This window comes from Mesorhizobium sp. WSM4813, from assembly GCF_055811555.1.
This window is the reverse complement of sequence record NZ_JBVVQU010000004.1, coordinates 1-15,697: the sequence shown is the minus strand read 5'-3', so window position 1 is coordinate 15,697 and position 15,697 is coordinate 1. Positions and strand designations below refer to the sequence as shown.

Here is a 15,697-nt window from a genome sequence, read left to right as displayed (position 1 = left end):
GGGCCGTGCCGAACGACACGAGTCACGCCCGACCCGCTCAGGCCGTTGCAATCACCGTGAGACTGCCCGGCGTGCTGGTCGACCTGTTCCCGGGCTCGACACGCTCGGTGGAGATGTCGGCATCAACGGTGGACGAGATGATGAACGAGCTCGACCGGCGCTGGCCGGGCATGCGCGACCGCCTCTGCGACTCGACGCCGGCGATCAGGAAGCACATCAACGTCTTCATCGACGGCGAGCGCGCCACGCTTGATACACCGCTCGAACCGGGGGCGAAGGTGTTCATTATCACCGCGATCAGCGGAGGGTAAGTTCTGGGACGGTCCACGTTTCGCCGCTTGCACTACCTAATCATACCTTCCGACAATTGTTCGTCTGATTTTCAAGGTCGCCGCCGGTCGCTTTGTTGCGGTGCAACCAAAAGTGAACGGAACTGCCTGCTGCAATGTCTGTCATTTCGGTTTTACGTCAGGCTCAGCACCGCCCCGGCGACGACCAGATAACGCGAAACCTTCGCGACGGCGACGATTGCGACAAAGCTCCATAGCGGTTCGCGCAAAACCCCAGCGACCATGGTCAGCGGGTCGCCGACGATCGGCATCCAGCTCAACAGTAGCGACCATCTTCCATAACGGCGATACCAGTTCGTGGCGCGGTTGAGCGTCGCCGGGCGCAGCGGAAACCAGGGCCTGTCCCGGAAGCGTTCGATCCCTCGACCAAGCCCCCAGTTCACCGCAGAACCCAGGATGTTGCCCGCGCTGGCGACAACAACCAGCATTGGCGGCGAGAAGGAGCCCATCGCGAGGAGCCCTGCAAGGGCGGCCTCCGACTGCGCCGGAAGGATGGTTGCCGCGGCGAAGGCAACAAGAAACAGGCCACCGTATACGGCAAACACATCCATCTATGTTTTCGCTTTGCGGAAAGGCTTCAGGGTTGCACATCGATTACGGCCATCAGTCCGCCACCGCCCTTCTCTTCGACATTGTTGTTGGTCGTATGATGCCCGATATGGCAGTGGATCAGCCATTTTCCAGGCCGACGTGCCTGCCAGACGACATCGTAGCGTTGCCCTGGTCCGACGTTGACCGTATCGGCAAGGAATCGTGCCGACCCCGGGATAGTCTCGCCGTCGCGGGCGACAACTTCGAATGGACCGCCGTGGATGTGCATCGGGTGGATAAACCCATTATTGGTGCCGATGAAGCGCACCTTCAGAGTTTCGCCGACTTTCATCCTGATCGTGTCCGTTGACGGATAGGCGCGGCCGTTGATGGTGAAATAATTCGGCTGCCCGCCGTCCATCGGCATCGACGGAAAAGTCAGGCCCTCCCGCATCAGCCATTCCTGAAGCTGGATAACATAGTCATGGTCTGCCGCAATCTCGTCCTGGGGATTGGCGGGATCGATGATGAGCGCGCCGTAGAGTCCGAGCGCCTGCTGGCGATCGACATGGTCATGCGAGTGATAGAAGTAGGTCCCCGATTGGCCCGCCGTGAATTCATATCGGTAGCTGCCGCCGGGCGGGATCGGCTCCTGCGTGATCTCGGCCGGGCCATCCATTTCGTTCGGCAGGATCAACCCGTGCCAGTGGATGGTCGTGCTCTCCGGCAGGCGGTTCGTGACATTGATGCGTACTCGGTCGCCTTGCCGGATATGCAGTCGCGGGCCCGGAACCTGACCGTTGATCGCATAGGCGTCGACTTTCACGTCCGGCAGAATCGCCCAGCGGATGACCGAGGTTTCCAGGTCGAACACCTTCACTCCGTTCTCTATCCTGGCTTGCAGTTCCCGGTCGCCGCGAACTTCCAAGCCATGGCTGGCCGTGATCAGGCGAGGATGCACGGCGGCCATGTCCAGCATCGCTGCAGCCGGCGTGTCGCGGTCCATGATCATGCCGGGCGGCATGATTGCGCCGCCTACGTCTCGCGCGCTGAGGGTGAGGTTCACCCAATTGGCCGGAGCGATCATGCCGAGCGCCAGCGCGAGTACGGACACGCCGCCGAAGGCCGCGAGTTGCGGCACAGTTGCATCCGGTTCCGTGCCGTGACCGCCATGCGTACCACCCGACCCGCCTCCCCCATTGCCGTGGGAGGAGCCATGGCCGGATCCATGATGGCCGGCCCCGCGATTCCCGCCCGGACCGCCATGTCCAGGGGTGGCGTGTTCGTTGAGGCGCGCGTGAGCGTGACGGTGCCCCGCTACCCCGGCTTCCGCGCCGCTATGTGCGTACTCGCGCCCCCTCGCCTTGTCGAATTCCGGTTCGCGTTCGGTCATCAGCCCATGCTTCAGGCCACGGGCCACCATCCATACGTTGGATGGATATGCGCTGATGAAGCCAACGATCACACCGAACGACATCACGCCCCAGAACAGAAGCTCGGTCGGCTCCATGGCCCGCATGTCGCTGCCCATCATCAGGAAGCTCATGACCGGCGCCATGCCCGCCATCATGAAATTCATGCTGATGAATTCCGGCATGAAGCTCTTGCGGACATTCTCCCAATAAGTGCCGCCCATCATCGATTTCATGAACAGCGATTGGAAGATGAACAGGCCGAAGGCGAACCCGGCAACATACTCAACGATGAGATCGATCCACATCGGCAGCCCAAGCGCGGCAGTGATTGCCGCCGCTAGGATGATGCCGGTCGCGTCTCCGGCGACGCAGTGGATCGTCGAGCCGACGCCTTGCTTCCAGAGCGGTTTGGTGAACGCCTCGTGTTCGCCCGGCCGCGGCTCCTTGTCGGCCAGCACGTAAATCAACAGCCCCAGCGGTCCCATATAGAGCGTGACCAGGATGAAGCCCCATTTCATCACCACGGGTTCGGGATTGTTGCGGAACTGATCCCACGCCACGTAAGCCGTGCTGAGGGCCGCTAGAACGAACAAGACTGCAAGAAAGTAGTCGACGGGCTGTACGAACACTGCAGAACTCCTGTCGGTTTCTCTCCACTGACCTGACGGACTGTTTCGGCCGCCTCCTTGAACGCGCCGCGTCATAGGCCGCTCCCCTGGAACTCCGGAGATGGTGTTGGCGGCGAAACCACGCGATAAGCCTTCCAGTCGCTGGAAGGTCAAGAGTTGCCGTTCAGCCATGGCCGATCCGTCGTTTCCAAGAAAGTCACCGAGAATGAGTTCCATGCGCGTTCTCTGCTGCTTGACTCTCCGCTTTTTTCGCGGCACCTTCATCAAAAGGTCAGACCAATTTACCGATCCGAGATCAGCCGGATGATTCTGTTGAAGTAGAACTGGGTGACAATGCCGATCCAGGCCGTTGAACCGCGTCGACTTTACCGACAGATCGCCGATCAGCTCAGGCAGCTGATCGACGCGGGTGAGTTCGCAGTTGGCGATCGCCTGCCGACCGAGCGCGAACTGGCCGATCAGCTTGGCATCTCCCGCCCCACCGTCCGTGAAGCGCTGATCGCGCTCGAGGTCGAGGGGCGGATACGCATTCGCGTCGGCTCCGGCATCTATGTTACCGACCGGCCGCGGGCCGAGGTTTTGACGGCAGAGATGGATGAAGGCCCGTTCGAGCTGTTGCGGGCACGCGAGTTCATCGAAGGGGCGATCGCCGCCGAAGCCGCCCTGCATGTTCGGCCGATCGACATCGAACATATGGACGACGTGCTGCGCCGTATGGAGGACATACCACACCCGACCAAGATGACGATCGCGCTCGACCGAGAGTTCCATACGATGGTGGCGGGCATTCTCGGGAACGCCGTCCTGGTGCGCTGCATCGGCGAGCTTTTCGACCAGCGCATGAACCCATATTTCGAACGCCTGTCGAGTTATTTCGAGAACAGGGATTCCTGGCGGGCCGCCGCGGAGGAGCATCGCGCGGTGCGCGACGCGATCGCTGCGCGCGAGCCTGAACGGGCCAAGGCCGCCATGCAGGAACATCTGCGTCAGTCGCAACTGAGATTCTCACGCAATTTCGGTGAGAAATCCGCGGCCAGGGAGGTCGCGGAATAGAGCATTCGGACCCCAAAGCCTGCCCTCGGGCCCGACCCGGGGGTGGGAACCGGTTTTGGGAAAAACCGATGCTCAAACCTAGAGGTCAAGCAGCCGACCGGGAGGATCCTGTCGGCACAGTCAAATCCAATCACAGGGAGGAATATGATGTTGAGAAAATACGCCGTTCTGCTCGGCACGATCGCCGCAATCGCTCTGCCCATGGCTTCGGCCTCTGCACAAACCGCGCTGAAATGGGCCCACGTCTACGAAACGTCCGAACCCTTCCACACCGAGTCCGTGTGGGCGGCGGAAGAGATCAAGAAGCGCACTGACGGCCGCTATACGATCGATGTCTTCCCGGCTTCGCAACTCGGCAAGGAAGCAGACATCAACCAGGGGCTGACCCTCGGCACGGTCGACATCATCATCTCCGGATCGAGCTTCGCCGCCCGCGAATTCCCGCCGATCGGCGTGACCTACTTCCCGTTCACTTTCCGCGACGCGGATCACCTGCTCGCTTACACCAAGAGCGACAAATACAAGGAATTGACCGGCGGCTACGAAGAGGCGTCCGGCCATCATATCACGGCAACCACCTACTACGGCACGCGTCACACGACATCCAATCGGCCGATCGAGAAATGCGCCGACATGCAGGGCCTGAAGATCCGCGTGCCTGATGTGCCGGCCTATCTCGCCATGCCGCGCGCCTGCGGCGCCAACACCGCGCCGATCGCCTTCGCCGAAGTCTATCTCGCCTTGCAGCAGGGCACGGTTGAAGCGCAGGAAAACCCCCTGACGACGATCGACGCCAAGAAGTTCTACGAAGTGCAAAAGCACATTGTCCTGACCGGGCACATCGTCGATCACCTCAACACGATCGTGTCGCAATCGCGCTGGTCGCAATTGTCGGACGAGGACAAGGCGATCTTCACCGAGGTGATGCAGGAAGCCGCCGCGCGAGCGACAAAGATTATCGTCGACCGCGAAAAGGCTCTGGTTGAAACCTTCAAGGAGCGAGGTCTCACCGTCACCGAAGTCGATCGCGCCGATTTCGAAAAGAACGTGATGGAGAAGGTGACGTTCGAGGAGTTCGGCTACCGCAAGGAGGACTGGGAGGCAATCCGCGCCGTCAAGTAAACTGCGTCAATCCGGGCCCGGCGCGATAAGCGTGTCGGGTCTGTTGAACCTGTCCCAACGGTTTCCGGAGCTTGCCGATGACCCAAGAGGTCCACACCCAGGTTACCCCCGAAGAACTGGCGCATGCATTCGAGGAAGAGACCGCGCCCGTCGATCTGTCGCGATACGCGGTGGAAGACTGGGTCACGCTCGCCGTGTTCTGGGGCATGTCGTTCTGCGTCTTTCTGCAGTTCTTCACGCGTTACGTCATGAACAACAGTTTTGCCTGGACCGAGGAGATCGCCATCAACTGCCTCGTCGTCGTGGTGTTCCTGGGCTCGGTCATGTGCACGCGCACCACGCGTCACATCCACGTCGACGTGCTCTATCACTATCTTCCCGCTGGGGCTGGGCGCTACCTGGCGCTTGCGGTCAATCTGATCACCATTTGCTTCTTCGCCTATATGTCCTGGCTCCTCTGGCGCTATGTCGGGATCGTCCACCGCGAGCGGATGGTCACCATCAACCTGCCGCGCAACGTCGTCTTCTACGCCGTCTTCGCCGGTTTCGTGCTGATGATGCTGCGCGCCATCCAGGTATTCATCGGCAACATCCGCCGTGGCTACTCGGCGCTGGAGCGCCCCGCCGCGTTCGACGGACTGGGGGAATAGACCATGCTGCTTCTGATCGGAGCCTTTCTCGTCCTGATGCTGGTCGGCGTGCCCGTCGCTGTTTCGATGGCGGTGGCGTCGCTGCTCTACCTCGTCTTCTATGGCGTGGCGCCCGACATCATAGCCGCGCAGCGCATGATCGCCGGTGTCGAGAGCTTTCCGCTGCTTGCCGTGCCGTTCTTCATCTTCGCCGGAAACCTCATGAACATCGCCGGCGTCACCGGGCGGATCTATTCCTTCGCGCTGGCGCTTGTCGGCTGGATGAAGGGCGGACTCGCGCAGGTGAACATAATCGGTTCGGTGGTCTTCGCCGGCATGTCGGGGGCAGCCCTTGCCGACGCTGCCGGCATCGGCACGATCGAGATCAAGGCGATGAAGGACCACGGTTATCCCGTCGAGGCGGCCGTCGGCGTCACCGCGGCGTCCTCGACGCTCGGCCCGATCTTCCCGCCCTCGCTGCCCTTCGTCATCTACGGCATGATGGCCAACGTCTCGATCGGCGCGCTGTTCATGGCCGGCATCCTGCCCGGCGTCGTCATGACTGTGCTGATGATGGTGACGGTCGCGATCTTCGCCCACCGTCGGGGCTGGGGGTCGGATACGCCGTTCAAGTTGAACCGGCTCGCCGCCGCCTCGATCGAGGTCGCCGTCGTGTGCTGCTTTCCGCTGGCGGTTTATGTCCTTGTCCAGATGGGATTGTCCCTCAATATTGCCGTTGGCATCGCGCTCGTCGTCCTGATCGCCTGCGACTGGTATTTCGATTTCTCTGCCGTCATGGCGCTCATGACACCGATCATCCTGATCGGCGGCATGACCATGGGCTGGTTCACGCCGACCGAAGCGGCCATGGCCGCCGTCATCTGGTCGCTGTTTCTAGGGCTCGTGCGCTATCGGACGATGACACTCGCAGCCCTCGCCAAGGCCAGTTTCGACACGATCGAGACGACCGCGTCGGTCCTCTTCATCGTCACCGCAGCGTCGATCTTCGCCTGGTTGCTCACGGTCAGTCAGGCGGCGCAGCTGTTCTCGGTCTTCATCACATCGCTGACCGAAAACAAGTGGGTGTTCCTGATCCTGGTGAACATCCTGATGCTGGTAGTCGGCTGTTTCCTCGACACGATTGCTGCGATCACCATCCTTGTGCCTATCCTCCTGCCGATCGTGGTTCTCTACGGGATCGATCCGGTGCATTTCGGTCTGATCATGACGCTTAATCTGATGATTGGTCTCCTCCATCCGCCGCTCGGCATGGTGCTGTTCGTCCTCTCGCGGGTCGCCAAGCTGTCGGTCGAGCGTACGACCATGGCAATTCTGCCCTGGCTCGTCCCGTTGATCGTCGCGCTGATCCTGATCACCTTCATCCCCGCCATCACGCTATGGCTGCCGACGCAAATGGGACTGATCCGATGACCGGCAGCGCAGTCGCCGCGACGCTGTTCGGCCCCGAGGATCTGCGCGTCATCGAGCACCCGCTCGGCCCCCTCGCGCCGGGAATGGTGCGCGTGCGCTTCGGCGCAGGCGGCATCTGCGGTTCGGACCTGCACTATTTCCGTCATGCGCGGACCGGCGATTTTGTCGTGACATCGCCGCTCGTGCTCGGCCACGAGGTCGCCGGGGAGATTGTCGAAATCAACGCGGACGCGCCAGGACTTGCCGTCGGTGATCGCGTGGCGGTCAACCCATCGCGCTGGTGCGGACACTGCGCGCGATGCGCGGAGGGCCGCGCCAATCTCTGCGAAAGCATCTATTTCATGGGTTCAGCGTCGAGAACGCCGCACATGCAAGGCGGTTTTGCCAGCGTGTTCGATGCCACGCCCGCGCAATGCGTCAAGGTCCCGCCCGACGTCGCCTACCAGGCGGCGGCACTCGCCGAACCGCTCGCCGTCAGCCTGCATGCTGTGGCACGGGCCGGCGACATCGCCGGCAGGAACGTCATCCTGTTCGGCGCCGGCCCCATCGGGCTCCTGACCATGCTCGCCGCCAGGCTCAAGGGATGTGGCGAACTCACCGTCGCCGACATAGCAGAGGCGCCGCTCGCCTTCGCCAGCAAACTTGGAGCAAACAGGACGATTGACCTGTCCGGCGGCGGCGACGAACTCAAGGCGCTCGCGGCCGACAAGGCGATTGATGTCGCGTTCGAGATTTCAGGCACCGCAGCGGGCCTCGCGGCAGCAATCGCCAGCGTCCGGCGCGGCGGCACGGTTGTTCAGGTCGGCAATCTTCCGGGTGGTCAGATCCCGGTGGCGGCCAATGCGGTGATGGCCAAGGAGATCAATCTGAACGGCACGTTTCGTTTCGGCTCGGAATTCAACCAGGCGGTCGATCTCATCGTCGGCGGGGATATCGAGGTCCTGAAGCTGGTGACCGCCGAACGCCCCCTTTCCTCGGCCCGCGATGCGTTTGCCCTGGCCGCCGACCGCTCGCAGAGCGTCAAGGTCGTGCTTACCGCTGACTGAGGGTTTGCCCCGCCACCAGCTGTTATCAACCGTTCCGGTTTCAGCGCGCCGGCCCGGTTTCCCTCCTGTCCGCCTGCTTGCGCGCCCGCGCAAACTGCAGGCCGGCAACGCCGGCGGTCGCAGCGAGCGCCAAGCCGATCGGAATGAGGCTCGAGGGCTGGTCGGCCTTTCTGAGCACCGCCACCACGTCATATCCGACATCCAGCCCAATGCGCTTGGCGTAGGATCCGAAATCGACATTGCTGATCATCAGTGCGTCGCCCGCTTGCGTGATGGTAAGTCCAATGCCGCGCAGCCGCTCCAGCGGCTCGCCTGGCTCCCCGAGCGGCACGTTGACCGTCTTGCGTACATCTTCGCCCATGAGGTCGACACCCTCGACGACGAAATTGATGCGGCCATCCGCGGGCGTCTGCGCGACCGCCGACAGGAATTCGCTCGCCGGCAATTCCTCGTAGGGCGGCGACACCTGATTGAGCCACCAGTCCGGCCGAAACAGCGTGAAGCAGATGAGAAGCAGGGCCGCACTTTCCCAAAGCCGGCTTTTCGTCACGAACCAGTTCATTGTCGCGGCCGAAAACAGCAGGATGGCGATCAGCGAAACCGTCGCCACCCAGATCGTTTGAGGCCAGGTGTCGACTCCGATCAGCAAGATCGCCGGATTGAAGATGAAGACGAACGGCAGGATCGCCGTACGCAGCGAATAGAGCGCACCCTGGAAACCGGTGGCAATCGGATCCTCCTTGGAAATCGCCGCCGCCGCGAAGGCCGCCAGCCCGACGGGCGGGGTAATATCCGCCATGATGCCGAAGTAGAAGACGAACAGGTGAACCGCGATCAGCGGGATTGGCAATCCGGCCTGCGCACCGAGATCGACCACGACCGGCGCCATCAGCGTGGCGACCAGGATGTAGTTTGCGGTGGTCGGGATGCCCATGCCGAGCACAAGGCTGATCGCGGCGATCAGGATCAGCATCAGGATGACGTTGCCGCCGGAGATTAACTCGACGAGCTCCGTCATCATCAGGCCGAGACCGGTCAGCGTGATCGTGCCGACGACGATGCCGGCGGTGGCCGTGGCGATACCGATGCCGATCATGTTGCGGGCGCCGAGCGCCAGCCCGTCGATCAGGTCGTCCCAGGCAGCCCGTATTGAGGCGGCGAGGTTTTCGTTACGGAATACCGCCATCAGCGGCTTACGCGTCATGACGATGCCGAGGATCGAGACCGTTGCCCAGAACGCCGAGAGGCCAGGCGACATCTGCTCGACCATCAGGCACCACAGAAGCACGGCGATCGGGATGAGGAAATCGAGCCCGGTCCGCGTGACGTCCCAGGCGCGCGGCAGTTCCAGGATTGGCGAGTTCGGATCGTCCAGTGCTAGGTCCGGATAGCGGGAGGAATACCAGACGGAGGCGACGTAGAGAGCCACGCCAGCGATTGCGAGCACCGGCGGCGCGGTCCCACCCAAGACAGCCTGGATAGCAACAATGCCGTAATAGACGATACAGACGGCGAGAACGCTGCCCGACAGTCCCAGTCCCATCCGCAGCATCCGTTCTCTTGCCGGCGTCGGACGCTGCGGGATCGTCTTCAGGTCCATCTTTATCGCTTCGAGGTGAACCATGTAGAGCAGCGCGATATAAGAGAAGACCGCCGGCAGCAGCGCGTGCTTGACGATCTCCGAATAGGGAATGCCGACATATTCGACCATCAGGAAGGCGGCCGCACCCATGACCGGCGGCATGATCTGGCCATTGATCGAGGCCGCGGCCTCGATGGCGCCCGCCTTGACGCCGGAAAGGCCGGTGCGCTTCATCAGCGGGATGGTGAAGATGCCGCCTGAAACCACATTGGAGACGGACGAGCCGGACACGACGCCGTTGAGAGCCGATGAGACCACCGCGACTTTCGCCGGGCCGCCGCGCAAATGGCCGAGCAGCGCGATCGAGATCTGCATCATCCAGTTGCCGGCGCCGGCCTTTTCCAGAAGCGTACCGAACAGGACGAAGAGAAAGACGAAGCTGGTCGATACGCCAAGTGCAATCCCGAAGACGCCTTCGGTGGTCAGCCATTGATGGTTGAGAAATTTGTTAAGTGATGCGCCGCGATGTTGAATCACGTCCGGCATGTACTGGCCGGCAAAGGTGTAGAAGATGAAGAAACATGCCACGACCACCATCGGAAGGCCGAGCGCGCGGCGCGTCGCCTCGAGGAGCAACAAGATGCCAACGGTGCCGGTAACGAGATCGAGCGTGGTCGGCTGGCCCGGGCGCCCGGAAAGCTGGACGTAGAAGAGAAAGAGATAGGAACCGGCAAACCCGCCGACCACGGCCAGCACCCAGTCAAGCAGCGGCACACGATCGCGGGGAGAGGATCTCAGCGCCGGATAGGCGAGGAACGTCAAGAACAGCGCGAAGCCGAGATGGATGGCGCGCGCTTCCGTATCATTGAGGATGCCGAAGCCGAACACGAACGGCAAAGGCGAAGCGTACCAGAGCTGGAAAAGCGACCAGGCAACTGCAACCCAGAGCAGGATTCGAGCGACTGTTCCGCTCGGATGCCGGCCACCCGTATCAGCCTCCGCGACAAGCTGTTCGAGCTCTTCGAGATCGACGCCGGCCGGTTGTTCTTTCACTTCGCTCAATGACGCCTCCTGTTGCGGATGGCCCCGGCGGGTCCGCTGACCCGCCGGTCTGTCGTCAGTTCACGAAGCCTACTTCAGCCAGCCCTTCTCCTTGAAGTATTTTTCAGCACCCGGATGCAGCGGCGCGGAATTTCCTTCCGACACCATCTTGGCCGGATCGAGATTGGCAAAGGCCGGATGCAGCGACTTGAACTCGTCGAAATTCTCGAACACCGCCCTGGTCAATTGATAGACGCTCTCGTCGGGAACCTTGGCCGAGGTGACGAGCGTGGCGAGCACGCCGAAAGTTTCGGTATCGTCGGGATTATTGGCGTAGAGCCCGCCCGGGATCACCGCCTTGGCGTAGTAGGGATTTTCTGCGACCAGCTTGTCCACGACTTCCCCGGTCAACGGCACCAGCTTGGCAGCGCAGGTAGTGGTCGGATCCTGAATGTTAGCCGAGGGATGACCGACGCCGTAGAAGAACCCGTCGATCTTGCCGTCGCAGAGCGCCGGACCATGCTCGTCCGCCTTTAGCTCGGATGCGAGCGAAAAGTCGGCCAACGTCCAACCCATCGCACCGAGCAGACGTTCCATGGAGGAGCGCGTCCCGGAACCGGGATTGCCGACGTTGAAACGTTTACCCTTGAAGTCCTCGAATTTCGTCACGCCGGCATTCGGATGCGCCAGGACCGTGAACGGCTCCGGATGGATCGAGAAAACCGCGCGCAGGTCGGTATGGGCGCCACCGTCCTTGAATGATTCCAGCCCCTTGTAGGCGTTGTACTGGACGTCGGACTGGGCCATGCCGAAGTCGAGTTCGCCTTCCTTGATCGTGTTCACGTTGAATGCCGATCCGCCGGTCGATTCGACCGAGCAGCGGATGCCGTGTGTCTTACGATCCTTGTTGAGCAGGCGGCAGATAGCACCGCCGGCGGCGTAGTAGACGCCGGTGACGCCACCGGTCCCGATGGTAACGAAATTCTGCTGCGCCATTGCGCTGGCCGAAAACAGCAGCGCGGCCGACAAGGCAACGATCTGCGCTCCGAGGCGTGCAGTCCGGGCATGTTTCATCTGGTTCTCCCTTGGTACTTTGCGTGCCGTCGAGGCCGTCCGGTGTTTTAGTGTCAAGGCACGTCAATGCATGCTACGATTGTTGCGCTTTATCAATCAAGGGAAATGCTTGTTACAATGAATACGCGGGAGATGGGTTTCGACGCGCTTCTGGCGCGCATATTGACCGAACTCCCCGAACTGAGCTCAGAACTGCGCAAGGCGGCGCGATTCCTGGTCGATCATCCCGACGAAGTGGCGCTGGTCTCCATGCGGGTGCTGGCCGCGCGATCAGAGGTGACACCGACGACCTTCGTGCGACTGGCGCGGCGGCTGGGCTTCGGCGACTGGGCGGCGCTACGCAAGCCGTTCGAGGACCGGCTGCGCTCCGGCAAGGCGCCTTTCGCGGCAAGGGCCGATGCGCTTGTCAAGCGCGGGTCGGAGGCGATTTTCGCTGAATCCCTGAGGACGACCGTTGCCAATCTGGCGGCGGCCGAAGCGGCCAACGGCAGCGAAGAAATAGCAAGGGCTTGCGCGATACTGGAGAAGGCACAGCGCATACGCGTCGCGGGGTTCCGAAGCTGCCGCGCGCCCGCCCACGCGCTCGTCTATCTCTGTCGGATGTTTCGGCGCGACGTCACGCTGCTCGGCGGCGACGGCGGTGCGATCGAGGCGGAACTCGCAGCGCTTGGAAAGAGGGAAGCGGTCGTCGCGATCGGCTTTTCGCCCTATTCGCGTGAACTCGGGCCGGTGATGGAGGCTGCGCAACGACACAGCGTTCCGATTGTCGCGATCGTAGACAGCATGGCTGCTCCGATCGCGCGGCATGCCGACGTCACCTTGCGATTCTCTACCGACAGCCCGTCCTTCTTCCCGTCGGTAGCCGCAGCTATGGCTATCGTGGAAGCGCTGGCTGCAACGATGCTGGCGCGCAGCGGGCCGGCCGCCGCGGCTCGTGTCAGGGAGACGGAACTGGAGTTACAGGCGTTCGGTGCCTACCTGCCGGAATGAAGAGCACTGGCGCTATGCCACTGCAGCGTCTATCGCGTCGCCGAGCCGTTCAACAACCGAATCGATTGCTGCGGCGTCTATGATGAAGGGCGGCGCAAGCAGCACATGATCGCCGCGCACGCCGTCGATCGTGCCTCCCGCGGGATAGACCAGCAGTCCGCGCGCCATCGTCTCGCGCTTGACGCGCGCATTTAGTTTGCGGTCCGGATCGAACGGCTGTTTCGACGAACGGTCTTCGACCAGCTCAAGCCCCATGAAAAGGCCACGCCCGCGAATGTCGCCGATATGGGCATGGTTGCCGAACCGTTCGCCCAGTCGCCGTGAAAGATGTGCTCCCATCGCCCGAACATTGGCGAGCAGATCGTCGCGAGCGATCACCTCCTGGACAGCAAGGGCTGCCGCGCAGGCCATCGGATGGCATATGTAGGTGTGGCCGTGCTGGAAAAAGCCGGAGCCTTCGGCGAACGCGTCGAAAATGCGGCGTGAAAGCAGCACCGCACCAATGGGCTGGTAGCCTCCGCCGAGGCCTTTGGCGATTGTCATCAGGTCGGGCGCGACACCGTCCTGCTCGCAGGCGTGCAGCGTTCCGGTGCGGCCCATGCCGCACATCACCTCGTCGAGGATGAGGAGCACACCGTAGCGGTCACAGATTTCGCGGATGCGCCCGAAATAGCCAGGAACGGCCGGCACCGCTCCTGCTGTCGCGCCGACGACAGGTTCCGCGACGAAGGCCATGACAGTGTCCGGACCGAGCTCGAGAATTTTATCCTCGAGCGCCTTGGCGGCGCGCAGGCCGTAGGCCTCCTCGCTCTCACCGGCTTCCTGGAAGCGGTAGGCATAGCATGGCTCGATGTGGTGCGTATCGATCAGCAACGGGCGGAATTGGGCGCGGCGCCACTCATTGCCCCCGGCAGCGAGAGCGCCGAGCGTGTTGCCGTGATAGCTCTGTCGACGGGCGATGACGTTTCGCCGCTCGGGCTTGCCAGTCTCGACGAAAAACTGCCGTGCCATCTTGAGCGCCGCCTCCACCGCTTCGGAGCCGCCGGACACGAAATAGGCATGGCTAATACCTTGTGGCGCCCCGGAGACGAGCTTGTCGGCCAATGTCTCGGCCGGCTCGTTGGTGAAGAAGCTGGTGTGGGCATAGGCGAGCTTGTCGGCCTGTGCGTGGAGCGCGGCCGTCACGTCGGGATGGCCGTGACCGAGGCAGGAAACCGCCGCGCCGCCTGACGCGTCGATATAGGCGCGGCCATCGCCGTCGAAGAGTTCGATACCCTTGCCGCCAGCCGCGACGGGCAGGGTCGCATGGATCTGGCGATGCAGGATGTGTGTCATGCTTTCCTCGATTGACGATCGCGCGATTTGGCGCGAACCTATCATGCAACATATGTTACATAGTGCGCAATACTGAAACGATTGGACTGCACCTATGACAGTCGACAGGGACGTGACCGGCCCCGGACTTATCGCGCCGACGGCAATCGCCGTTGCGCCGAATGGTGGTCGGCGTGACAAGAAAGACCACCCTGCCCTGCCGATCGGCCCCTGGGAACTGGCCCGGACCGCCGCCGCCTGCCTCGAGGCGGGCGCCGCTATGATCCACACGCATGTCCGTGATCGCGACGGCGGCCATTTGCTCGACGCGCACGCTTATCGCGAGACGACGAAAGCGATACGCGATGCGGTGGGCGAGCGGCTAATCATCCAGATCACCAGCGAAGCGGTCGGCCGATACCAGCCGGCCGAGCAGATGGCGATTGTGCGCGCTACCCGCCCTGAGGCCGTTTCGCTGGCGCTGCGCGAACTGGTGCCGGACGCTGCCCATGAGACCGCTTTCGCGGAGTTCCTGTGGTGGCTGAAGAGCGAACGGATCGCCCCTCAGATGATCCTCTACGCGCCCGAAGAGGCGTCGGCCCTAGCCGCCATGCAGCAGCGCGGGCTGGTGCCTTTCGACGACATCCCGGTGCTCTATGTGCTTGGCCGCTACACGCCAGGCCAGGTTTCGCGGCCGGCCGACCTGCTTCCCTTCCTTGCGCATGACCGCCCGCGCTTCGCGCACTGGATGGTCTGCGCCTTCGGTCGGGAAGAAACCGCCTGCGTTACAACAGGTGCGCTGCTGGGCGGTCACGCCCGCGTCGGCTTCGAGAACAATTTTACTCTGGCCGACGGTACAACCGCCAACGACAATGCTGCCCTCGTAACGGCGACCAAAGGCGCGCTGACTGCTTGCGGCCTCAGGACCGCCCAAGCCGACGATCTTCGCGCCGCTTGGGCGATCCAGCGTTGACACTCGTCCGCACGCCTTGAGCGGCCTCCTCGGTTCGTCACATTTGTCAAAAATCTCTTTGCTACGCTGCAACCCAACTCTTTGGCTGACGTTAAAGGCTGCAATGGGCGCTTGGGAGGCTTTATGCAGACATACCTTGTCGAGCAAATGGAGGGCGATGACGTGATCGCGGTGCGCATCATCAACGCGCCGAGCCCTTTCAAAGCCGCCGCCATGTCGACAGATCGACATGTTACCCTCCGAACGTGGGAAAAGGATTGGATCCGGGTAACCGACGAGAACCGAGGGAATATCTTTGCATACTGCTTTGTCTCCGACGTCGACTCCGACACCAGCGGGCGTGGCCCGACAAACGCACCAGGTAAGCCAAGAAAAGCCCAAAAAACTGATCAGAGAGCCGGGTAAGTTCAAACCACTGATCATTGCTCCTGGCTGTATCGCGCTAGAGCGTCGGACGCTCAGGTTGAATCGAGAGGGGATTCCAGTGAGGCGACGTTCGTGATTCACTTCCTGTAGG

14 protein-coding genes are annotated in these 15,697 nt (G+C 62.2%); 9 read left to right on the top strand and 5 right to left on the bottom strand.

The genetic code is table 11. From position 1 onward, the window contains the following. The first annotated feature begins 5 nt into the window (after positions 1–5). A complete protein-coding gene (locus tag AC0L25_RS02920; protein ID WP_473594135.1) occupies positions 6–311 on the top strand; it encodes a MoaD/ThiS family protein in 306 nt (101 codons plus the stop codon). A 152-nt stretch (positions 312–463) separates the two neighbouring features. On the opposite strand, the gene AC0L25_RS02915 is transcribed toward AC0L25_RS02920, so the two are convergent. Both AC0L25_RS02915 and AC0L25_RS02910 read right to left on the bottom strand, forming a co-directional pair. Continuing rightward, positions 464–901, bottom strand: a complete 438-nt coding sequence (locus AC0L25_RS02915; protein ID WP_473594134.1) for a YqaA family protein — start codon at positions 899–901, stop codon at positions 464–466. A gap of 26 nt (positions 902–927) precedes the next feature. Continuing rightward, on the bottom strand, positions 928–2,925 hold the full coding sequence (locus AC0L25_RS02910; RefSeq protein WP_473594133.1) for a multicopper oxidase domain-containing protein: 1,998 nt from the start codon (positions 2,923–2,925) through the stop codon (positions 928–930). A 333-nt stretch (positions 2,926–3,258) separates the two neighbouring features. Between AC0L25_RS02910 and AC0L25_RS02905 the strand changes: the two genes are divergently transcribed. From AC0L25_RS02905 to AC0L25_RS02885, 5 genes are all read left to right on the top strand, one after another. Further along, entirely contained in the window at positions 3,259–3,978 is a 720-nt protein-coding gene (locus tag AC0L25_RS02905; RefSeq protein ID WP_473594249.1) for a FadR/GntR family transcriptional regulator, read from the top strand. Positions 3,979–4,125: 147 nt separating this feature from the next. Then, the gene (locus AC0L25_RS02900) at positions 4,126–5,100 is read left to right on the top strand and encodes a sialic acid TRAP transporter substrate-binding protein SiaP (protein WP_095492910.1); all 975 of its coding nucleotides are present in this window, start codon (positions 4,126–4,128) and stop codon (positions 5,098–5,100) included. 77 nt (positions 5,101–5,177) lie between these two features. Next, positions 5,178–5,750, top strand: a complete 573-nt coding sequence (locus AC0L25_RS02895; RefSeq protein WP_473594132.1) for a TRAP transporter small permease — start codon at positions 5,178–5,180, stop codon at positions 5,748–5,750. A gap of 3 nt (positions 5,751–5,753) precedes the next feature. Continuing rightward, complete coding sequence (locus AC0L25_RS02890) at positions 5,754–7,160, top strand: TRAP transporter large permease (RefSeq protein ID WP_473594131.1); 1,407 nt, start codon at positions 5,754–5,756, stop codon at positions 7,158–7,160. After that, the gene (locus AC0L25_RS02885; protein WP_473594130.1) at positions 7,157–8,206 is read left to right on the top strand and encodes an L-idonate 5-dehydrogenase; all 1,050 of its coding nucleotides are present in this window, start codon (positions 7,157–7,159) and stop codon (positions 8,204–8,206) included. The genes AC0L25_RS02890 and AC0L25_RS02885 overlap by 4 nt, the downstream gene beginning before the upstream one ends. A gap of 40 nt (positions 8,207–8,246) precedes the next feature. Here the strand turns inward: AC0L25_RS02885 and AC0L25_RS02880 are convergent, their stop codons facing one another. Both AC0L25_RS02880 and AC0L25_RS02875 read right to left on the bottom strand, forming a co-directional pair. Then, the gene (locus AC0L25_RS02880; RefSeq protein ID WP_473594248.1) at positions 8,247–10,739 is read right to left on the bottom strand and encodes a TRAP transporter permease; all 2,493 of its coding nucleotides are present in this window, start codon (positions 10,737–10,739) and stop codon (positions 8,247–8,249) included. A 180-nt stretch (positions 10,740–10,919) separates the two neighbouring features. Next, positions 10,920–11,903: a TAXI family TRAP transporter solute-binding subunit gene (locus tag AC0L25_RS02875; RefSeq protein ID WP_473594129.1), complete on the bottom strand. Its 984-nt coding sequence runs from the start codon at positions 11,901–11,903 to the stop codon at positions 10,920–10,922. A gap of 117 nt (positions 11,904–12,020) precedes the next feature. Here AC0L25_RS02875 and AC0L25_RS02870 point away from each other — a divergent pair, with 117 nt between their 5' ends. Beyond that, positions 12,021–12,893, top strand: a complete 873-nt coding sequence (locus AC0L25_RS02870; protein WP_473594128.1) for a MurR/RpiR family transcriptional regulator — start codon at positions 12,021–12,023, stop codon at positions 12,891–12,893. Between the two features lie 12 nt (positions 12,894–12,905). On the opposite strand, the gene AC0L25_RS02865 is transcribed toward AC0L25_RS02870, so the two are convergent. Next, positions 12,906–14,228, bottom strand: coding sequence for an aspartate aminotransferase family protein (locus tag AC0L25_RS02865; RefSeq protein ID WP_473594127.1), 1,323 nt, complete (start codon positions 14,226–14,228; stop codon positions 12,906–12,908). A gap of 94 nt (positions 14,229–14,322) precedes the next feature. Here AC0L25_RS02865 and AC0L25_RS02860 point away from each other — a divergent pair, with 94 nt between their 5' ends. Together AC0L25_RS02860 and AC0L25_RS02855 are read left to right on the top strand one after the other, a co-directional pair. After that, positions 14,323–15,180, top strand: a complete 858-nt coding sequence (locus tag AC0L25_RS02860) for a beta-keto acid cleavage family enzyme (RefSeq protein WP_473594126.1) — start codon at positions 14,323–14,325, stop codon at positions 15,178–15,180. Between the two features lie 123 nt (positions 15,181–15,303). After that, complete coding sequence (locus AC0L25_RS02855) at positions 15,304–15,585, top strand: hypothetical protein (RefSeq protein WP_473594125.1); 282 nt, start codon at positions 15,304–15,306, stop codon at positions 15,583–15,585. Positions 15,586–15,697: the final 112 nt, after the last annotated feature.